Source organism: Guptibacillus sedimenti (genome assembly GCF_028610665.1).
Taxonomy (GTDB): domain Bacteria; phylum Bacillota; class Bacilli; order Bacillales; family Guptibacillaceae; genus Guptibacillus; species Guptibacillus sedimenti.
This window is the reverse complement of sequence record NZ_JAQQWV010000002.1, coordinates 1,143,756-1,162,960: the sequence shown is the minus strand read 5'-3', so window position 1 is coordinate 1,162,960 and position 19,205 is coordinate 1,143,756. Positions and strand designations below refer to the sequence as shown.

Genomic DNA, 19,205 nt, shown 5'->3' with positions numbered 1-19,205 from the left:
GTTTCGGGCTGGCTTTCATTTAGTTTGAATCAATTGGATTGTTTTGATAAGATACCCAATCACTATAGCTACCTGGGTAAAGCTTCGCATGAACCCCCGCTTCCTGTAGAGCAAGCAAATTCACACAAGCTGTTACCCCGGACCCACAGTAAACAATTGGCTCCTGACCGTGCTCGTTTATCCCTACTCTCTCTTCAGGGACTTTCCATTTTTGATCTTCGTTCAAGTTATCTTTCCAAAAAAAGTTGATTGCCCCAGGGATATGTCCCGCTTTTTGATCAATCGGCTCTTTTTCTCCATTAAAACGCTCTGGAGCACGAGAATCAATAATCGTTCGCCCTTCTTGTTGCGCCTGCTTCACATCGTTCATCGAAACAATCATTGATTTATCAAGGCTAATTGGATATTCAGATCGGCTAACTTCCGGAACCTTCGTCTCAAGCTTATGCCCCTCCCCTCTCCAGGCTTTCAGTCCTCCATCAAGTACAGCTCGCTCCTTATGACCAGCAAAACCAAGTAAAAACCATAATCTTGCAGCCATCGCCCCATATTCATGGTCATATACAATCACTTTTGAATCCTGCTGGATGCCTAACCTTTCAACGAGCTCCTGAAGCTGTTCTTGATCTGGTAAAGGGTGTCTCCCACCGTGCTCTCCCACTTCACCCGATAAATCCTTTTCAAGATCTGCATATAGAGCCCCAGGGATATGACCTTCTACATAAGCAGCATAGCCACTTTCAGGCTTGCCTAATTCAAACTGACAATCAACAACCACAAGATGTTCATCGTATAAATGATGTGCGAGCCATTCAACAGAAACAAGATTTTTCATCGCCTATTCCCCCAATAAGTTCGTTTGAATTCTTGCTACATTTGACTGTTTCGTTTGTAAGAAAGCTTTTGATAAATGACTATTTAACATGGATGTTCTCGTTTCAATATACTCCCTTATTTCGTTTTGGATCTCGTGCTTCATTTCATCAAGGTTTTCTTCATAAAAATTCGTCGCCGTTGACGTAATCACCTGTTGCTCCTTAGCTAAATAGTCACTAACAGGCTGTTGAAATTCCTTTTTCAGCACATCGTGTAAGTTATCTCTACCATTTTGTTCAAAAAATTGCTTTGAAGATTTAAAAGAACTACGCGCTAACTTTACAAGTGCTTCACTGCTGATCCAGGTTGAGAGTGAAGCTGAAAATGAAGGTGTCGCCATGTCCCTTGATTCGTTAGACACATAGCGGAAATTTGTTAAGTGGTTACGAATTGTCAACTGCATGTCTTTCTCATTCTTTTGAAGCTCTCGCTTAATAAACCGATCGATCCGGAGTGACGCCGCTCTCAACTCTTGAAGAAGATCTTGTTCAATATCTTCTAGAAGTGAACGCGAAGCAGCATTTAGTCCATCACGGCTTTGAATGATAGAAGGGTTAAATGCTTCCTTAAAGAAGTCATTAAAACGGTAGAAAAGGCGTTGCGGCACGTAGTGCACAAGTTCTGTTAACTCCTGTTCAATTTGTTGTAGGGAGTTTGAAGCAGCATATTGCTCCACTTCTTCAACTGCCTCATCACTTCGAAGGTACAAACCCTTCAGCTGCTCTTCTTTTTCATTGGCATTCATTTCAAAATGCTCGATCCAATGGACGAGTTCTTCTCTGATACGGGTTATTTCACTTAGGCTAGCTTCAACGGCCATTTTCGATAGATCTGTTCGGATAAATCGATAAAAACGTTCTTCAAAAGAAGCAAGTCCACCTTTGTTTCTGAGTTGTTTTGGTAACTTTGCAAGAAACGCTTCATCTTCCTCGTTTAGCGTTTCTGATGAAAGCATTCCCGCAAGGCTTGAAACCGGATAAAGGGATGGAAAGCGTATCCCATACTGCTGCAGCTGTTTTTTCACGTGATCGAGTACAGTGCGAAGTTCGCCGTCGTTTTCTGCAAGATCAGAAGCATTTAGAAGAAAGAACATCTTATCCATCTCAAACACATCTTTCACCCGCCCAAGCTGAATTAAGAATTCGCGATCTGCTTTTGAGAAGGCGTGATTGTAATAAGTCACATACAGGATTGCGTCAGCGGCTTTCATATATTGAAAAGCGACACCCGTATGTCGAGCGTTGATCGAATCCGCTCCAGGCGTGTCCACAAGCGTTATACCTTCTCTCGTTAGAGAACAATCATAATATAAAGAAATGGAGGCAATAAAAGCTGCTTTTGATTCGTTTACAACCATATCTTCGTATTCTGTTAACGTTACTTCTCGGTTCTTTCCAAGGTACGAAAGCTCCCCTTTTCCCTTAACGACCGCACGTAAAAATAACGCGTGAGGTTTTGTTTCGGCCGACTCCCGCTTGAACAGCTTACCTGCTGATATAATTTGCAAACTGTCTTGAAGCGAAAAAGCCTGTTCTCCAAAATAAGAAAGAGAATGATTTAAGTCTTCAAGAAGCTCCTCTTCCGTCTTGTAATGAATCATTGCCGTTTTATGTGCGTGCTCCGTTGTAACAGGACAAATGCGGTTAAGCGTTGCCGTCGTTGGATTCGGAGAAGAAGGTAAGATCTTCTCACCTATCAAAGCATTGGCGAAAGATGATTTGCCAGCACTAAATGCACCAAACAACGCAACTGTGTAAGATTGATCCGCAAGTTTACTCGCTTTTTTCAATAAATTTTGCTTCGTATGATCGAAGCCTGGAAGATCGGTTAGTTCAGTCGCAATATTTTGAAGCGCCTGTACAGTCGTTTCAGAAGTAGGAAGGTCATCATCATGCTTATTAACAACTTCTTCTACTAAAGAGCCCTCATTTTCGCTGTGAATTTTTTCATTTTCAGTTTTTTCGACGGACTCCACAATAATGACCTGCTGACGCTCCTCTTGTCGATCTTCACTGTTTGCTATGCGTCTAGCTTCTTCATCACGGCTTCCTTCAAGGATCGCCCATAGGCCGTTAGCTTTCTCACTCACCAATTCCATCTTTGCTAAGAAGACTTCGGAATCTTTTTCTCCAACTTGAGTTTCAAAAGCTTTTTGGACATCCATCGCGATTTGGTTATGCTCTACATTCACCTGATCAATGAGCAAATTCTTTCGTTTTTCTGCTTGCTGCTTGATTTGAGTCTTCATGCTATGTGCGACATTTTCGGTATAATGAAGCACCGCTTCACCCGTTGCACCGTTCCCCTTTTTTGCTTCTTCTTGAATAACCGTGAAATCGACGTGGAATGAATCATCTAAAACTGGAGGGTCGACTTTCGTTAAGGCTGCAGTCGATTTTAGCTCCTGAAGTAGCTCCTTAAAATGCCATTCAAGCTGTGACTTCACTTGTTCTTCTAAACCTGATACAAAAGCCTCGTATCGGTTCGAACGTTCCTGCTCTGTTTTTTTGTCACGAAAAATGAGCCCTACCTTAAATCCAGATTGCAAAGATTCTAGATAGGCACGCCCTGCCTCCCTTACTTCATAAGGCATTAGAATCGCGCTTTTTTGGATCGTTGAAGCTTCAGATTGAAACTCCTCTTCAATTAGCTTGATGCGCTCCTTTGAAAAAGTGAGTTTGGTTTCCATCTCCTCATAAGCTTGGATCACCTCATTATCCTCATCAACCGTGTCAATGTTTTCAATAAGCTCGATCGCCGCATCGTAAACTCGCTTAACTTTATCCTCGGACGTTTTCTTGGAAAGACCTTCAATGTAGGTTTTCAACTGATGAAATTGGTTTTGAGGATGGTTATGATCACGCAGGGAGATAAAGAAAAACGATTCGAGTGACATTCCCCACGTCTCAAAAGACTCCACAACTGATTTCTTGAAGGATTTGAATGAAATCTCAGCTTCGTTATGTTTGTCAATTTGGTTCACAATTAGTATGATTTTCTTATTTTGACGATATAATTCCCGAATAAACTGATAGTTTACTTCCGATTGAACATGGTTATAGTCCATCACATAGAAAACGACATCAGCTAAATACATGGATGACTCGGTCGAAAGCCTATGAGCCTCATCAGTTGAATCGATTCCAGGTGTATCAATGAAAATAACGTCTTTTTCGATCTTAGATGGCGCAGATAATTCCACGCGCTCTACTTCTTCTCCATTCAGGCAGTAACCTTTTACTTGATCGATATCATATGGCGCTTTAAAAATCATTTTTTTGCCATTGATAAAATGAACAGAAGCACCTGATTGTCCAGACCGGATACGAACCGTATTCGCACTTGCAGGAATAGGACTTGATGGCAGTAAATTGGTGTCAAATAACGCATTAATTAATGATGACTTTCCTGCAGAAAAATGCCCCGAGAAAAGAAAGTGCTGTTCACCATTCATCAATTTATCGCTTAATTGTTTCATTTTCGATGCTTCTGCAGGCGCTAACTCTGTTTGAATGAGAGCAAGACGTTCTAGCAGGACGTCTTCTTTTACTTTCGTCTGTGACTGGTAATCATGCTTCATAATATCCCGCTGCCTTTCCGTAAATAGTGTCTCTCTAAGAATAACGCTTTCAGTGACATTTTCCCAGTATTGTCTAAAAATATTCTCTCTTATCATCAATGAAACCAGAAATGAATTTGATTGGGTTTTTCACACTTATTGATCATGACAAATAAAAAAAGCCGGGATTTCTCCCGACTTTTAGCGTGTCTTATTTATTTCCTTTGTCGTTAAACTTACGACGCTTGCTTGCGCCTCCGCTGTTGCGGTCTCCGCGATATCCGCCACCGCTTCCACCTTTACGGCCTCCGCGATCATTGCTGCGGTTACGGTTGCGGTTGCCGCCGCTGCCGCCACGGCCATGAGCTTTTTTCGCACGAAGTGGTGCAATTTCAGTAATTTTAACTGGAGTCGTATCCGGCTCTTTTGTAAGCAACTTAAGTGCTGCAGAAAGAAGCGTTACTGAATCGTGATCATCAAGAAGTTGTTCAGCTGATGAACGGTATACTGAGTGATCCTGCTCTTCAATTGTGCTTTGAAGCTGTTGAATCGCCATTTGCTGCTGGCCTTCCATTGCTTCAGCAAAGCTAGGGATCGTACGTTTTTGCATAGACTTCTTCGTAATTTTCTCAATCACTTTAAGGTGATCGTACTCACGTGGAGTAATAAACGTCGAAGCAAGACCTGACTTACCTGCACGACCAGTACGACCGATTCTGTGAACGTAGCTTTCAGGATCTTGAGGAATGTCAAAGTTATAAACGTGCGTCACACCACTGATGTCAAGACCACGTGCAGCAACGTCTGTTGCTACCATGATGTCAATTGTGCTGTCTTTAAATTGTTTAATAACTTGATCACGCTTCCCTTGTGGAAGGTCACCGTGAATTCCTTCGGCCATATATCCGCGCTTCTTAAGTCCTTCAGATACTTCGTCTACGCGCTTTTTAGTTCTTGCGAATACAATCGCAAGCTCAGGAGACTGAGTATCAAGAAGGCGACAAAGAATATCGAATTTCTTAGAATCACGAACTTCATAGTAATGCTGTTCGATTGCTGGAACAGTCATTTCTTTTGATTTCGTTCTAACTGTTTCAGGGTTGCTCATGAATTTCTCTGCAAGAATTGCGATACGTTTTGGCATAGTTGCTGAGAATAGAAGCGTTTGACGCTTTTCAGGAACACCTTTAAGAATCTTTTCGATATCTTCAATGAAGCCCATGTTAAGCATTTCGTCTGCTTCGTCAAGAACAACAAATGAAACTTCTGAAAGACGAATCGTTTTACGTTCCATATGATCAATAAGACGGCCTGGCGTCGCTACAACGAGCTGAGGTCTCTTTTTAAGTGCTTTGATTTGGTGAACGATGCTTTGTCCACCATATATAGGAAGGGCACGCACGCCTTTTGCTTGACCAATACGGTTCAATTCTTCTGCAACCTGTACAGCAAGCTCACGTGTTGGCGCAAGAATGATTCCTTGTACATGAGTTAGAGAAGTGTCGATCTTTTCAATCATTGGGATACCAAAAGCAGCTGTTTTACCAGTACCAGTTTGAGCCTGACCGATAACATCGTTGCCTTCAAGCGCTAGAGGAATTGTTCCTGCTTGAATTGGTGTTGTTTCTTCGAATCCCATTTGATTAACTGCTTCTAGCAGTGTATTACTTAAACCTAGATCTTGAAATTTTTTCAACTTTTAAAAACTCCTTTTTACTTTTAAAATGCATTAAATGCTATAGACGGGAGAAAAATCTCCTGATAATGTTCAAAAAAAGCATTTTCCTAATGTTGGAAAACGCTCGGAACAAGCAACTCTTCATTCACATATAGCCAAAGTTAACAGTACCACTGTTTCGTGCAAAATTCAACTAAACAAAATAAAAAGATTTTTGTTTAAAGCAATTGATCACCTTAAACGGCTAGTGAATTTCGCATGAAGAGATAATGTTATCTCACCTTCTTTTCCAGTTCCAATCGGTTGACCGTTCACCTCTACTATCGGCCTCACTTCTTGCGTCGTACTTGAGATAAACACCTCATCACTATCAAGAAGGTCTTGCTTTGTAAACGCTTCTTCCTCTACTTGTATTCCCAGTTCATTGGCATCAGAAAGAATAACTCTTCTCGTAATTCCATCTAGAATAAAATGGTTGGCAGGGTGCGTATAAAGTACGTTGTTTTTTACGATAAATACATTCGTAGAACTTCCTTCTGTTACCCATTCCCCTCGATGAAAAATTGCTTCATCGACATTCTGTTCGTTTGCAAACTGTTTTCCAAGTACATTCCCGAGTAAATTCAAGCTTTTAATGTCACACCTTAACCAGCGGATATCTTCTGTGAAAACAGCTCGTCCTGGTGAGCGTGATGGCTCTTTCTCGTATTCTTTTGTATAGGCTACAAAGACAGGTTCTGTCTTTGCCGGAAACGGATGATTTCTCGGAGCAACACCTCTTGTCACCTGCATGTAAACATGCCCACTTTGCACAGGAACTTGCTGAATGAGCTTGTTTAAATTGGCTTTTAATTTTTCTTGAGTAAATGGTAAAACAATTTTAATCTCAGCTGCGCTTCTTTCTAATCGATCAAGGTGTGCATCCAATTCGAAAAAAACACCATTGTAAATTCGTACGACTTCATAAACGCCGTCACCAAATTGGTAACCTCGATCTTCAATATCTATTGTTGCCTGATCTCTTGTCATTAAATCGTTGTTTACTAAAATCATCATGCCCACTCCTCTAGCCATTTTTTTCCCTCTCCACAATAACATATTCGACGTCTTACCTTCACCTGTATTTTTCTGAATAGTTTTACTTATTACATTTTATGCCAAGTTTATCTTTTTTTAGTTTACAAAAAGTGTGGAATACACTAAAATTTGTATTCGAAGGGAATTTTCTAAAAATTAGGAGGGTTTTGAATGAAACGATTTTTACCCCTAGCGATGTTGCTTGTTTTCGTTTTTGTAGCTGCTTGTAGCAACAATGAAGCAAACGAAAGCAGTTCAAACGCTACGAATAATTCAGGAAGCACAGAAGAAACAAGTGATGCTAGTGAAACGAATGTAAAAAGTGATCTTCTCGACTTTCAAATGAATTTAATTCAAACAGTTAATAAGAATGATAGCCCTATCTACGCTTTTGAAGCTGCTAAAGTGGCGGAAGAAAAACCGTCTGATGAAGAGCTTGCTACAATGAAAGCTGATGCTGAAGCAGCTGCTAAAACCGTTGCTGAAGATGTTCGTGCTGTCGAAGTTCCAGCTGAGCTGGACACTTACAAAAGTGACATCGAAGCAGCATTAGAGGATCTTGCTAAATCTTATGAAACACGTGCCGCTAATCTTTCTGACGAGCCTGAAGCAACATATGAAGAAAGCGATGCACAATTCGCTTCTTTTGAAGAAAAAATGGCTACAGTTTACGAAGATGCAGGCCTTACAGCGCCAAGCTTTTCAGCTGATTTAGTCGACTAATAGGAAAACCGTTACTCAGCTGAGTAACGGTTTTTTCTAAAATCCATAGCTCGTCATTCCACCGTCTACAAACAGCGTTTGACCCGTTATGTAATTTGATGCCTCAGAGGACAAAAATACTGCTGCTCCAACTAATTCCTTTAGTTCACCCACTCTTTTCATAGGAGTACGATTTAGTATATCTGCTAAGTACTGCTCATCTTGCAGTAACTTTTCTGTAAGTGGTGTCCTAAAATACCATGGCCCAATTGCATTAACTGTAATACCTTTCTCAGCCCATTCTAGTGCAAGGTTTTTTGTCATCTGAATCATACCTGCTTTAGATGCTGCGTATACGACTCCTGTTCTTAATGCTACGTGTCCCGCAACAGAAGAGATGTTAATAATCTTTCCTCCTCCACCTTCTTTCATCACTTCTGCACACTTTTGTGACATAAAAAAAGCGCCCTGCAAGTTTGTTTGGAAAATTTGCGTCCACTCCACTTCCGAAACATCGCTCGCTTTTGAGCGAATATTCATTCCTGCGTTATTAATTAACACATTAATCTTTCCCGCTTCTTTTTCAATTTGTTGAACAGCTTCTGTGAGTTCGCTCTCTTTTGTTATGTCAGCTCGAATGGGATAAGCCTTTCGACCAACATCCCGAACAAGTCCAGCTGTTTCTTGAATATCCGCTTCTGTTCTTGCCAGGACCACAACATCAGCCCCTGCTTCTGCCGCTCCTACCGCAAGTGCTCTCCCAATTCCTTTTCCTGCACCTGTCACCACAACGACTTGATTGGTTAATTCAAATGATGGTAAATAAGACAACATTTCTCCTCCTCTTGATCTTTATACAGCTAACTTCGCCTTTAATAAAGAGTTTCTCGACCAAGTTAAAAATTCCTTCACACATATCGGTTTACATAATAATATTATTGATTCTTAATTTAGAAAAATATGTATTTAAAAGAGAATCGTGATACAATGAGGTCAAAAAAGGGGGATTGCAGGTGCGTAAGGATACACTCGGATATGCGTTGCGCGAACTTCGATTGTACCTTGGACTATCACAGTCCGATTTATCAGAAGGCATCTGTACACAAGCGTTAATAAGCCAGATTGAAAACAATGATGTATCACCTTCCGCAGAGCTTCTTTACCAATTGGCATCAAGACTTGGCGTTGATATTAATTATTTTTTTCATATGAAAGAGACACCTCGCCTTGATTATGTGAATGAAGTAATTCGACAGGTTAGAAAACACATTAAACGGCGCGAATATCGTGAAGTTGCTGAAATCCTTGAAGCAGAAGAAGCGAACCCGCTATTTCGAACAGTAAAGAATAAACAATTCTATCTCTGGCACAAAGCGATTTGCACCTATTATTTAGAACGAGACCCCCACTCTGCACTTCAGCTTTTAGATGAAGCCCTACGCCTTACGACGACTACTTCCAAGAATTACTCAGAGCGTGAAATCGAACTACTCATTAGCATGGCGATCTTGTATAGTGAGGAAAAAGATTGGGAACGCGCGCTACCGTTATTTCATAAAGCGCTCTATCATGTTCGCTTTTTCCCCATTATTAATGATGAAACGATTGAAATCCGTCTCTATTATAATTATTCCAAAGCTCTATCCACTTGCCGAAACTACGAGAAAGCTCTGTCCATTGCACGAGAGGGATTTTTACTTTGTCGCGAGAAACAGCGCCTCTATCTTTTTGGCGAACTTAGCTATCAGTGTGGCAAACTTCACTATCTACTCGGAAAGCAAGAGTTAGCCTATGAATATCTCGCGACAGCCTCCACCATTTTTGAACTTGATCAAAACCAGGTTTTTAAAGAACATGTCGATCATTATGCAAAGAAAATCGGAATGATTCAAAATGCGTAGCTTATTTATGCTTTGTCTTTTCAATCAAGATAACGATGAAATTAAAGAGAGACACGAAGAAAAGTCCTGCCGTAATAAACAATGTGAGTTCTTCCATAGCATGTCCTCCTTTCATAGAGATCATGGACTATTCATTCGGTTTAATATAAATTGGAAAGGTGCAGACACACGACAGACCCCTTTTCATTAATTAATGACAATAAGGTAGATCTTCATCTTGAACAACATATGATGATGCTTGAATCATGTCAGACGAATGATGAGGGGTGAACGCATATCCACTCATGAATACCAATGAGACGAGAAGTAAAGCTGCCCATTTCTTCATCATGTCAACCCTCCTTTCATTACATTTATATTACAACGGAGCCAATATTTATGCATTCGCTCTATGCGCTCTCTTACTTCATAGAAGAAGCCCCATTGGAATTCCAATGGGGCTTTTCGTTCTAATCAATAAACATGCTTATATTTTATGACAATTAAACGCATCAACTACCCTATTGACAGGCTCCTGATAACGCTCACGACTCCAAGAATTATAGCTAGGATGAGGAACGTCCTGCACTATCGTCCATTTATCACTCGATACATTTGCGAGTTCAAAATACTTTTGAGCAAATCGTCCACAGGGGACGAGCGTCAGTTCTCGATCGATCAGTTCCATCAAACGGTTTTTGAATTTTGTTAAAAGAAGTTCATTAACCTTAATTAACGCTTCATCTTTAAAAGGCGTTTTCTTTGCAGATGTTCGAATTGTACCCAGACAATCTAGTAACTCACGGTTACTTTCTAGATCTTCAGATGCATAAGGTTTACCTTGCATTGGTATATTACACACATTTAGCAAACCGACTACATCAAGAGAAGGTCTTTCCAACTCTTCTTCTCGGTGCTTTTTCAATAATAGTCCAAGAGGCTTTGCATAGTCCGGCCCAAAAAGCTTCTTTGACATCGTAGCACCTGAAGGACCAGCAACGGGTACGCCGTTTTTCACTTCTGCTACGTGTGGAGATTCTAATATAAAAATAAGCTTTGTTTTCGATGAGATCACTTCTGGCACTTCGTAATTTTTCGCAAGTGCTTGGTATTGCCGTTCAAATTTTTCTGATGCATCCATAAACCATTCCCTGCCTTTATCGATTTGCTACGTTATTTTCTTTTAAATAAGACACTATTCGATCTCCCATCAAATGATAACCGTCATTATTAGGATGGAAAGCGTCTTCGTATAATAAGTTCTCCTCACTTTCAAGAAACAAATCAGCAACAGGTACAAATGTTGCATCAGTTGTATCTGAAACAGTTGAGCGACTTCCTTGATTCCAATCATCCACAATTTCATTTATTTCAGGAATATCCCCAAATGCTTTCGAAAAGGGATTGAATAGACCTATAAAATAAATTGGCGCATCGGGATTAAGGTTACGTATAGTAGCTAAAATAGTCGTTAGGTTTTCTAGGTAGATTTTCTTTTGAAGGGTGAAAAACTGCTGATCCAAATCCATAAAGTGATTTTTCACAACACCAAAAAGATCATTTCCACCGATCGTTAAAAAGATATAATCAGCCTTTTGAACCCCATTACGCACAGTTTCTTGTTCAAGCCGTTTTAATAGATCCTCTGTTTCACTTCCTGTAATAGCATAATTCTTAAGCGTGACAGTTGCATCTTGATCCTTTTCAAAATACTTATCACTTACATAGCCAATGTATCCTTCTTTTGCCTGGTCTCCAACTCCTTTTGTTAAAGAGTCTCCAAGTCCTACAATTCGAATTTCTTTTGGCTCGTCAAGATCCGGTTCCTCTTGAAACGCTTCCTGTATATTATCACTCAGTGGGAGTGAATTCGTTTGTTCAGAGTGTGAATCCGTGTTGAAATAAAAATAGGTGAACGTCCCTGCCCCACTAAAAATTAAAAGAATCAGGGTGATCAACAACCATTTCATCCATCGCTTCATTTTCATTTTCCTTTTCTCTATCCATTGTTACTACTATTCTATCAAAAGGAGCATATCTCGTACACGTGCTATTCAAAAGGGATCTCTTCGACAATAGCGTCTTGCTTCAATCGATATTGAATTTGTCTTGCAATGAGTTCATATCCTTGATCGTTCGGATGAAATCCATCTTCAAAAAATAAATTCTCATCAACTGAGCTAAACAATTCATATATCGGTACAAATGTCGTAAGATTATCCTTCTCTACTGTGTCTTGACTTGCGCCATTCCACCTTTGTACAATTTGATCAATTTCTGTCACCGATTGAAAATTCTCTAATAATGGATTATATAGGCCAATAAACAAAATCGGTGCATCAGAATTGATGCTTCGAATACGTTTCATAATCGCATCAAGTCGTTCAACATAGCTTGTTTGTTCACGCTGGAAAACATCGATCTGTAAGTCTAGAAAATGTTCTTTCACAACTTTCATTAAATCATTTCCACCAATGCTCATGACGATCAAATCAGCTTCTGCAAGCGAAGCTTTCGCATTATTTTCTACCAACATTTTATATAATTTAGGAGTTTGTCTACCATGAACCGCGTAATTTTCAACTAATATCGATGTATCTGTATCACGCTCAAGATTCGCAGCAAGCCTTCCGATGTATCCTTGATCTGTCGAATCCCCACTACCTTTAGTGAGAGAATCACCGAGGCCTACAATTCGAATATCTGGATCTGTTACTGCTTTTTCAACTTTCTCAGGTTTTTGTTCTTCTTTGATAGCAGTCACTTCTGGTTCTATATCCGTTTTAGCTTGATCATTTTTATTTGCTATTGATGAAATGACAGTTTCATTTGGCGCTTCACTCATCACCATCATGGATGCTGCTTGCTTTATTTCATTCAAACGCTGACTGCGGTATTCCATTATTGGTTTAATGCTTAATAAAATACCTCCAGCAAGAATGAGGAATAAAAACAGCCATACTCTCTGTTTTTTCATTTAAAAACCTCCTCATTACAATTCTTTTTATACCCTTATTGTATGAAGAATTAACGCAAAATACGAAATGCTTCCATTCAAGGTATGGATTTATTGCCATTTTTTCGTTCCATAGCCTTTTTCTTTTTGCAAGTTCCCGCTACTTCTTTATAATAGTATGAGTAGACCCGTTCGGCAAAGGAGGAAATGACACTTGAAAATGACAATTACAAAACCGGCTATGAACTGGTTTAAAAGAGAAATGGATCTTGAAAAAGGGGATCATCTCCGCTTTTTTGTACGCTTAGGTGGATGCAGTACTGTACAAGATGGATTTTCACTTGGCATGACTGTGGAAGAGCCAACTGAGCCTGCTCTTATGCTTGAAGAAGAAGGCATTACCTTTTTTGTAGAACAAAAGGACATCTGGTTCTTTGAGAATCAAGATTTCACTGTTAAATTCAGTCGAAATAAAGAAGAAATTCAGTTTGTGCACGGAAATTGATGTGAAAAACGCGAAAGCCTCTCGCTTTCGCGTTTTTTTTAATAGATCTTTTTTAGCCGAAATCGCTGAATGTGAGAGCGTAAACCTTCTTGTTCAAGAATTCGAATTTGGTCGTCTCCAAGTAAGTCAAAATGCGGGAACATTTCCCGTTCGTGCATCCATTCTCGCTTTAAACCATACTGTTGGCCCCATTTTGCAAGCTTTTCTTTATCACTGCATCCCGCTTTAGTAACTGAATGAAATTGCGGAAAACGAGGATCATACCAAAAATGAGTTAATAAAGCGATTTCTCCCCTTTTCACCTTTGCTTTCCATTCTGAAAGCTCACCCTTTGACAAGCCAAATGCCATTATTCAGCTCCAGAAGAAGCAGGTTGCTTTTTGGCATTTTCATAAGCCTGATGCCATTCCGGAAACTTTCTTCTAATAGATACAGGACGGAACGTATCTCGCTTCACGCACGTATGCATAGATTCACCCGTCACGCAAATATCACCGTCTCCATTGATTACTTCATACCCATAATTGACGCGAAGACCATCATAAGAATCCACCCAGGTCTTCACTCTTACTTCATCGCCATATCGAACGGGATGTTTGTAGCTTGCTTTTATATCCATGACCGGAGATAGAATCCCCTCTTTTTCCATATCAGCGTACCGGAATCCTAAATCATTTATTAAAGCTGTTCTGCCAAGTTCAAACCAAATAAGATAGTTGGCATGATAAACAACCCCCATTTGATCGGTTTCTGCATATCGAACATCTATTGACGTAGTTGCTATGTACATCCTGTTTCCTCTCCTAACTTCAACGTGGTGTCACTTCTATTTTATCATAAACCAACCATGAAGCATGAATAAGAAGGACTGAATGACGCTTTGTCATTCAGTCCTTAAACTACTTATTGTTTTGATTCATCTTTAATTTCATTTCGCATTGACTCAATACTTTGTTTTCTGCGCTGATTTTTTTCTTTAATCGCCTTTTTTTGTATATCGCTATCCGTAAATTCTAAAGATGCTTCAGCATCATGAATGTTCTCAATCGTGTCTTGTACCATGCTCTTTAACTTTTCTGCGTTATCTCGACGATCATCTGGATTTGCTTTCAAAGTAAGCCCTCCCTGTTTATAAGTGAAATGACAAGGTGTTACGAGCTTATTATGGCTTACAAATTCATGAGATATACGCTTAGGACTGGAGGCTTTTAGGTAAGGTCCCTTCTAGCTTCCCTTCATAAAATAACATCTCTTTCCGTACTTCGGCTGAACACCCATTATTAAGAAGAATGTTTTCTGCTGCTGTAAATACCTGTTTCAACATACGAATGCCCATCCGATAATCTACTACCACGTTGTCCTGAATTTGATCTTCATACGAAGATAATTCAACGAGAAGTCGATACGTGCATTCCAATAATCGAATCGGTACATCGTTAGGGGAGTGATTTCCTCCTTCCTCAAGAAAAGATTGAAATTCACGGTCATCTTCATCACACATAAGGAAAAAAGATCCTGGGACATCATGTAGGTCGTGCTCGATATCAGAAATTGTAAGACTCATGACCGCAAGCCTCGCTGCAAAACCACCTATGATTGATGCAGTTCCACAACCATAAGGTGGCCCAGATGCTTCAAGCATACGGTAAATGTCACTACCTAACTCTTCTTTATGATCCACTTCTATCACCTCTCCTATAGTCCCATACCCTTTCTCCTTCTACTAAAATCTTCTAAATGGCTTCTTCAAAAATAATCGGGCTCATGTACGTTACGCTTTTTTTTGAAATCTCAATTAGATTCTGCCAGTATTCTTTCACATTTTCCGGATGATTTCCTTGATCAAAGCTAATTTGAAGCCAAGATAATTCCTCAAGAAGCCTTACAGAAGAGCCAATCCATATTTTTCTATCTTCTACTTGGAGCACAAATGGTTCTTCAAATCGAAAGGGAAGATAGATACCTGACTGGTTAGGATGAAGAATAAGGTGTTGAAAAATGGTCCCTTTAAATAAACGTGCATAGATGAGAAGGACACGATCATTTTTGGCTGCTGCTTTTTTCAATTGATGAAGAGTTTGCACTTCTCCTAACTCAAGACTTGCAATGGTACGATCCCAATTTAACTCTTCTCGATATGGAACGAGATAACCCATTTGCTGCATTTTTATTTCAAGTTCTTTCACAAGAAGATCTTCATTTCGCTCTGCTTCACTACCCTTAGTTGTAATTGGTTCAATTCTTGCTGTAATTGTCATATTGTTCCCCCCGAAAACGTTTGTCTCCTAAGCTTTCGCGACCTTTCGATCCTTTAGGACGACTTTACATGAAATGAAAAGAAGTTGTTAAAATTGAAATAAACCAGAAAGAGAGCTCCTTTCTGGTTGTCATCAGCCTATTTCCCTTTTGGAGGGGCGTAGTCCGGTTCAGCGTTTCCTTTTGTTTGCATCTGTTTTCCTTTGTTCCCCTCTGCTTCAGGATTCACAGAAGCGAGGTGATTAGGCTTAAATGATTTAGGGAACTTTTTTGGATTACTCATATTAATCTCCTCCTTTACGCTATAGGCTGTGCAACTAGAGGAGAAATATCTACCCGTTTACAAATTTTTTGCATGTTTTTGTTCGAATTTATCTTCAATCCGGTCAATCGCTTTCTTGTCACTCATTATTTCCAGTTTATTTTGCATAACCAATTCTTTAAATGAAACCTTCTTAGACTTTCTCATATTAGTCTCCTTTCCTCTTCAACAGGTTTTAAAACCATTATTCCCGATTTATTGAAACTTATTACAAAAATCCGATTTTTTTGTTTATTATAATGAATTTTTCGTATTTACAATGTCGTAATAAATAAAAAAAGGATGGCATTTGCCATCCTTCCTAAGTTAATTTGCGATTTTATCGCGAAGAACCATTTGAAGAATACCGCCGTGGCGATAGTAGTCAATTTCAACTTCACTATCGAAACGAGCAAGTACTTTAAATGTTTGCGTTTCGCCTTCTGGAGATGTTGCCGTTACGTTAATTTCATCACGTGGTTTCACATTTTCTGTGATCTCAACAGCAAACGTTTCCTTACCAGTAAGGTTATACGTATCTGCAGTTTCGCCATCTCTAAATTGAAGTGGAAGCACACCCATTAATACAAGGTTACTACGGTGAATTCTTTCGTAGCTTTCTGCAATAACTGTTTTAATTCCAAGAAGGTTTGTTCCTTTCGCAGCCCAGTCACGTGAGCTTCCCATGCCGTAGTCTTTACCAGCAAGAACAACTAAACCTGTTCCTTCTTCTTTGTATTTCATTGCCGCATCATAAATCGGCATAACTTCATCCGTGTTCCAGAATGTTGTCCAGCCGCCTTCAGTGCCTGGAGCTACTTCGTTACGAATACGAATGTTACCAAACGTACCGCGCATCATAACTTCGTGGTTACCACGACGTGATCCGTAAGAGTTAAAGTCAATTGGACGAACGCCGTTGTTTTGTAGATATTGACCTGCAGGCATATCTTTCGCAATCGCACCAGCTGGTGAAATGTGGTCCGTTGTAACAGAATCACCAAACTTCGCGATCGCTCTAAGGTCTTTAAGTTCGTGAATGTCTTCAGGATCTTTAGAAAGATTTTCGAAGAATGGAGGGTTCTGAATATAAGTAGACTCATCGTCCCAGTTATAGAGATCTCCTTCACTTGTGCTTAGTTCGTTCCAGCGTTTGTTTTCGTCAAACACGGTTTTGTACTGACGCTTAAACATTTCTGGTGTTACTGTTTCAGCAACGGCTTGCTTGATTTCTTCTGCTGATGGCCATAGATCTTTCAAGAATATATCGTTACCGTCTTTGTCTTTACCGAATGAATCTGAATGAAGATCAAAGTCTACTGTTCCAGCAAGAGCATAAGCAACGACAAGCGGTGGTGAAGCAAGATAGTTTGCTTTTACTAGTGGGTGGATACGTCCTTCAAAGTTACGGTTACCTGAAAGTACAGAAGTCACTGTAAGATCGCTCTTCGCAATCGCATCTTCAATCTCTTCTTTCAGTGGACCAGAGTTACCGATACACGTTGTACATCCGTAGCCAACGAGGTGGAAACCAAGGTCTCTTAGGTAAGGCATTAGTCCAGACTTATCAAGGTAGTCTGTTACAACTTTCGAGCCTGGTGCAAGGCTTGTTTTAACATACTCAGGAACTTGTAGTCCTTTTTCAACTGCTTTCTTCGCAAGAAGAGCCGCACCAAGCATAACGGAAGGGTTTGAAGTATTTGTACAGCTTGTAATCGCTGCGATTGCAACTGCACCTGTTTTCATCGTTACTTCTTTTCCATCGTTAAATTTAACAACAGCTTCCTTGTCGAATTCTTTCTTATCCATACCTAGACCCTGGTTACCTTGAGGGGCTACGACTGCTTTATTGAATTCTTTCTTCATATCGGAAAGAAGAATTAGATCTTGTGGACGCTTAGGACCAGCAAGACTTGGCTCTACAGTTCCAAGATCAAGTTCAACTACGCTTGAGAATTCAGGATCTTCTGATTCTGGTGTATAGAACAATCCGTTAGCGATTGAGTATTCACGCACAAGGTTAATGTGCTCTTCAGAGCGACCAGTTAGGCGCATGTATTCAAGTGCTTCTTCATCAACTGGGAAAAAGCTACATGTAGAACCTTGCTCTGGTGCCATATTGGAAATTGTTGCACGGTCAGCAAGCGGCATGCCAGATAGCCCTGGTCCGAAGAACTCAACAAATTTCCCAACAACTTTTTTCTCGCGAAGAAGCTGAGTCACTTTTAGCGCAAGATCCGTTGCTGTTGTTCCGCTTGGAAGTTCTCCAGTAAGCTTCACACCGATTACTTCAGGAACTGGGAAGTAAGAAGGCTGACCTAGCATACCAGCTTCAGCTTCAATACCACCAACACCCCATCCAAGAACACCAAGACCGTTGATCATGGTTGTATGGGAGTCAGTTCCGAATAATGTATCTGGATAGGCAACATTCTCGCCATCAACTGTATTTTCTTGAACAACGTTCGCAACGTACTCAAGGTTTACCTGGTGAACGATACCCGTTGCCGGTGGAACGGCACGATAGTTATCAAAAGCATCTTGAGCCCATTTAAGGAACTTATAACGCTCAAGATTACGTTCAAATTCTTTATTCATATTAAATTCAAGTGCATCGTCTGATGCGTATTTATCGACCTGTACAGAGTGGTCAATTACAAGATCCACTGGGATTTCAGGGTTGATTTTATCAGGGTCACCGCCGATATCAGCCATTGCTTTACGAAGTGACGCAAGGTCAACAACAGCAGGTACGCCTGTGAAATCTTGAAGAATAACGCGTGAAGGTTTAAATGGTACGTCAATATCTTTGTTTTGCTCGCTAGTTCCCCATTTAGCGAGATTTTCAATGTGCTCTTCTTTAATTACTTTACCGTCATACTGACGTAATACGGATTCGAGCAAAATTTTGATCGTATAAGGGAGCTTGCTTACCTTAGCGATGCCTGCTTCTTCTAGCGCCTGAAGACGATAGAAGGAATATGATTTACCATTGGCATCGAATGTTGCTTTGGAATTATAAAGTTCGTGATTTGCCATATGTAGTTCCCTCCTCCAAATTGCATAACAAAGCGGATGTCGAAAAAACGTTTTCAACTTCCCTTTATCCAGTTTAGTAAATTTCTAAACATAAGTAAATAACAAGATTGTTATTGCTATTGATAAGCCTAGCTTATCACCACATAATTTCCCCTGTTCAGGACATGTTAAAACGAGGGAGGTGATAACATTGGGAAAACGTAAAGCAAATGGTGTTCGCCCAGGTATGAATGATGCTGGCGCACAGGGAAACGGTGCTGGCTATGATAATGAGTATGCGCACGAGCATATGACAGCAGAACAGAAACAATATAATAAAAAGACAAAAAAACGCCAATAGAAGCAAAACCCGTCACAATTGGATGACGGGTTTTTT

The 19,205-nt window shown here is 40.1% G+C and carries 22 protein-coding genes; 4 read left to right on the top strand and 18 right to left on the bottom strand.

What is annotated here, in order from left to right; all coding sequences use genetic code 11:
- Window positions 1–19 precede the first annotated feature (19 nt).
- The 4 genes from PQ578_RS14365 to dat all read right to left on the bottom strand — a co-directional run bounded on the left by PQ578_RS14365 (window position 20) and on the right by dat (window position 7,187).
- On the bottom strand, window positions 20–835 hold the full coding sequence (locus PQ578_RS14365; protein ID WP_273834936.1) for a sulfurtransferase: 816 nt from the start codon (window positions 833–835) through the stop codon (window positions 20–22).
- A gap of 3 nt (window positions 836–838) precedes the next feature.
- Window positions 839–4,456 (bottom strand): dynamin family protein, encoded by a 3,618-nt coding sequence (locus PQ578_RS14360; protein ID WP_273834935.1) that lies wholly within the window; start codon window positions 4,454–4,456, stop codon window positions 839–841.
- Window positions 4,457–4,646: 190 nt separating this feature from the next.
- Window positions 4,647–6,131 (bottom strand): degradosome RNA helicase CshA, encoded by a 1,485-nt coding sequence (gene cshA / locus PQ578_RS14355; RefSeq protein WP_273834934.1) that lies wholly within the window; start codon window positions 6,129–6,131, stop codon window positions 4,647–4,649.
- Window positions 6,132–6,344: 213 nt separating this feature from the next.
- Entirely contained in the window at window positions 6,345–7,187 is an 843-nt protein-coding gene (dat, locus tag PQ578_RS14350; protein WP_273834933.1) for a D-amino-acid transaminase, read from the bottom strand.
- A 174-nt stretch (window positions 7,188–7,361) separates the two neighbouring features.
- Here dat and PQ578_RS14345 point away from each other — a divergent pair, with 174 nt between their 5' ends.
- Complete coding sequence (locus PQ578_RS14345) at window positions 7,362–7,913, top strand: hypothetical protein (protein WP_273834932.1); 552 nt, start codon at window positions 7,362–7,364, stop codon at window positions 7,911–7,913.
- A gap of 36 nt (window positions 7,914–7,949) precedes the next feature.
- Here the strand turns inward: PQ578_RS14345 and PQ578_RS14340 are convergent, their stop codons facing one another.
- Entirely contained in the window at window positions 7,950–8,726 is a 777-nt protein-coding gene (locus PQ578_RS14340) for an SDR family NAD(P)-dependent oxidoreductase (protein WP_273834931.1), read from the bottom strand.
- 179 nt (window positions 8,727–8,905) lie between these two features.
- On the opposite strand from PQ578_RS14340, the gene PQ578_RS14335 reads away from it, so the two are divergent.
- On the top strand, window positions 8,906–9,793 hold the full coding sequence (locus PQ578_RS14335; protein WP_224879945.1) for a helix-turn-helix domain-containing protein: 888 nt from the start codon (window positions 8,906–8,908) through the stop codon (window positions 9,791–9,793).
- Between the two features lies 1 nt (window position 9,794).
- Here the strand turns inward: PQ578_RS14335 and PQ578_RS22535 are convergent, their stop codons facing one another.
- The 5 genes from PQ578_RS22535 to PQ578_RS14315 all read right to left on the bottom strand — a co-directional run bounded on the left by PQ578_RS22535 (window position 9,795) and on the right by PQ578_RS14315 (window position 12,749).
- Window positions 9,795–9,890, bottom strand: coding sequence for a putative holin-like toxin (locus tag PQ578_RS22535; RefSeq protein WP_425589651.1), 96 nt, complete (start codon window positions 9,888–9,890; stop codon window positions 9,795–9,797).
- Between the two features lie 93 nt (window positions 9,891–9,983).
- Window positions 9,984–10,124: a hypothetical protein gene (locus PQ578_RS14330; protein ID WP_273834930.1), complete on the bottom strand. Its 141-nt coding sequence runs from the start codon at window positions 10,122–10,124 to the stop codon at window positions 9,984–9,986.
- Between the two features lie 135 nt (window positions 10,125–10,259).
- On the bottom strand, window positions 10,260–10,913 hold the full coding sequence (locus PQ578_RS14325) for a uracil-DNA glycosylase family protein (RefSeq protein WP_273834929.1): 654 nt from the start codon (window positions 10,911–10,913) through the stop codon (window positions 10,260–10,262).
- 16 nt (window positions 10,914–10,929) lie between these two features.
- The gene (locus tag PQ578_RS14320; protein WP_273834928.1) at window positions 10,930–11,754 is read right to left on the bottom strand and encodes an SGNH/GDSL hydrolase family protein; all 825 of its coding nucleotides are present in this window, start codon (window positions 11,752–11,754) and stop codon (window positions 10,930–10,932) included.
- Window positions 11,755–11,822: 68 nt separating this feature from the next.
- Window positions 11,823–12,749, bottom strand: coding sequence for a DUF459 domain-containing protein (locus PQ578_RS14315; RefSeq protein ID WP_273834927.1), 927 nt, complete (start codon window positions 12,747–12,749; stop codon window positions 11,823–11,825).
- 193 nt (window positions 12,750–12,942) lie between these two features.
- On the opposite strand from PQ578_RS14315, the gene PQ578_RS14310 reads away from it, so the two are divergent.
- Window positions 12,943–13,233: a HesB/YadR/YfhF family protein gene (locus PQ578_RS14310; RefSeq protein WP_273834926.1), complete on the top strand. Its 291-nt coding sequence runs from the start codon at window positions 12,943–12,945 to the stop codon at window positions 13,231–13,233.
- Window positions 13,234–13,271: 38 nt separating this feature from the next.
- Here PQ578_RS14310 and PQ578_RS14305 read toward each other — a convergent pair whose 3' ends face one another.
- From PQ578_RS14305 to acnA, 8 genes are all read right to left on the bottom strand, one after another.
- Entirely contained in the window at window positions 13,272–13,583 is a 312-nt protein-coding gene (locus PQ578_RS14305) for a hypothetical protein (protein ID WP_098443520.1), read from the bottom strand.
- Window positions 13,583–14,023 carry an acyl-CoA thioesterase gene (locus PQ578_RS14300; RefSeq protein WP_273834925.1) on the bottom strand — a complete coding sequence of 147 codons (441 nt, stop codon included), beginning with the start codon at window positions 14,021–14,023 and terminating at the stop codon, window positions 13,583–13,585. The genes PQ578_RS14305 and PQ578_RS14300 overlap by 1 nt, the downstream gene beginning before the upstream one ends.
- A 113-nt stretch (window positions 14,024–14,136) precedes the next feature.
- On the bottom strand, window positions 14,137–14,346 hold the full coding sequence (gene tlp / locus PQ578_RS14295) for a small acid-soluble spore protein Tlp (RefSeq protein ID WP_273834924.1): 210 nt from the start codon (window positions 14,344–14,346) through the stop codon (window positions 14,137–14,139).
- A gap of 79 nt (window positions 14,347–14,425) precedes the next feature.
- Window positions 14,426–14,914: a hypothetical protein gene (locus PQ578_RS14290; RefSeq protein WP_273834923.1), complete on the bottom strand. Its 489-nt coding sequence runs from the start codon at window positions 14,912–14,914 to the stop codon at window positions 14,426–14,428.
- A 52-nt stretch (window positions 14,915–14,966) separates the two neighbouring features.
- Window positions 14,967–15,491 carry a hypothetical protein gene (locus tag PQ578_RS14285; protein ID WP_273834922.1) on the bottom strand — a complete coding sequence of 175 codons (525 nt, stop codon included), beginning with the start codon at window positions 15,489–15,491 and terminating at the stop codon, window positions 14,967–14,969.
- A 137-nt stretch (window positions 15,492–15,628) separates the two neighbouring features.
- On the bottom strand, window positions 15,629–15,772 hold the full coding sequence (gene sspN / locus PQ578_RS14280) for a small acid-soluble spore protein N (protein WP_098443515.1): 144 nt from the start codon (window positions 15,770–15,772) through the stop codon (window positions 15,629–15,631).
- Window positions 15,773–15,829: 57 nt separating this feature from the next.
- Complete coding sequence (locus PQ578_RS14275; RefSeq protein ID WP_098443514.1) at window positions 15,830–15,958, bottom strand: FbpB family small basic protein; 129 nt, start codon at window positions 15,956–15,958, stop codon at window positions 15,830–15,832.
- 159 nt (window positions 15,959–16,117) lie between these two features.
- Window positions 16,118–18,829 (bottom strand): aconitate hydratase AcnA, encoded by a 2,712-nt coding sequence (acnA, locus tag PQ578_RS14270; RefSeq protein WP_273834921.1) that lies wholly within the window; start codon window positions 18,827–18,829, stop codon window positions 16,118–16,120.
- Window positions 18,830–19,019: 190 nt separating this feature from the next.
- Between acnA and sspO the strand changes: the two genes are divergently transcribed.
- The gene (sspO, locus tag PQ578_RS14265) at window positions 19,020–19,169 is read left to right on the top strand and encodes a small acid-soluble spore protein SspO (protein ID WP_098443512.1); all 150 of its coding nucleotides are present in this window, start codon (window positions 19,020–19,022) and stop codon (window positions 19,167–19,169) included.
- The last annotated feature ends 36 nt before the right edge of the window (window positions 19,170–19,205 follow it).

Bases quoted from the DNA above. Each gene is read 5' to 3' on its own strand.
- PQ578_RS22535 (WP_425589651.1), bottom strand. From the start codon at position 9,890: ATGGAAGAACTCACATTGTTTATTACGGCAGGACTTTTCTTCGTGTCT.
- PQ578_RS14340 (WP_273834931.1), bottom strand. From the start codon at position 8,726: ATGTTGTCTTATTTACCATCATTTGAATTAACCAATCAAGTCGTTGTG.
- PQ578_RS14320 (WP_273834928.1), bottom strand. From the start codon at position 11,754: ATGAAGCGATGGATGAAATGGTTGTTGATCACCCTGATTCTTTTAATT.
- PQ578_RS14330 (WP_273834930.1), bottom strand. From the start codon at position 10,124: ATGATGAAGAAATGGGCAGCTTTACTTCTCGTCTCATTGGTATTCATG.
- dat (WP_273834933.1), bottom strand. From the start codon at position 7,187: ATGGCTAGAGGAGTGGGCATGATGATTTTAGTAAACAACGATTTAATG.
- PQ578_RS14305 (WP_098443520.1), bottom strand. From the start codon at position 13,583: ATGGCATTTGGCTTGTCAAAGGGTGAGCTTTCAGAATGGAAAGCAAAG.
- PQ578_RS14315 (WP_273834927.1), bottom strand. From the start codon at position 12,749: ATGAAAAAACAGAGAGTATGGCTGTTTTTATTCCTCATTCTTGCTGGA.
- PQ578_RS14325 (WP_273834929.1), bottom strand. From the start codon at position 10,913: ATGGATGCATCAGAAAAATTTGAACGGCAATACCAAGCACTTGCGAAA.
- acnA (WP_273834921.1), bottom strand. From the start codon at position 18,829: ATGGCAAATCACGAACTTTATAATTCCAAAGCAACATTCGATGCCAAT.
- PQ578_RS14360 (WP_273834935.1), bottom strand. From the start codon at position 4,456: ATGAAGCATGATTACCAGTCACAGACGAAAGTAAAAGAAGACGTCCTG.
- PQ578_RS14275 (WP_098443514.1), bottom strand. From the start codon at position 15,958: ATGAGAAAGTCTAAGAAGGTTTCATTTAAAGAATTGGTTATGCAAAAT.
- PQ578_RS14365 (WP_273834936.1), bottom strand. From the start codon at position 835: ATGAAAAATCTTGTTTCTGTTGAATGGCTCGCACATCATTTATACGAT.
- PQ578_RS14345 (WP_273834932.1), top strand. From the start codon at position 7,362: ATGAAACGATTTTTACCCCTAGCGATGTTGCTTGTTTTCGTTTTTGTA.
- PQ578_RS14300 (WP_273834925.1), bottom strand. From the start codon at position 14,023: ATGTACATAGCAACTACGTCAATAGATGTTCGATATGCAGAAACCGAT.
- sspN (WP_098443515.1), bottom strand. From the start codon at position 15,772: ATGAGTAATCCAAAAAAGTTCCCTAAATCATTTAAGCCTAATCACCTC.
- PQ578_RS14285 (WP_273834922.1), bottom strand. From the start codon at position 15,491: ATGACAATTACAGCAAGAATTGAACCAATTACAACTAAGGGTAGTGAA.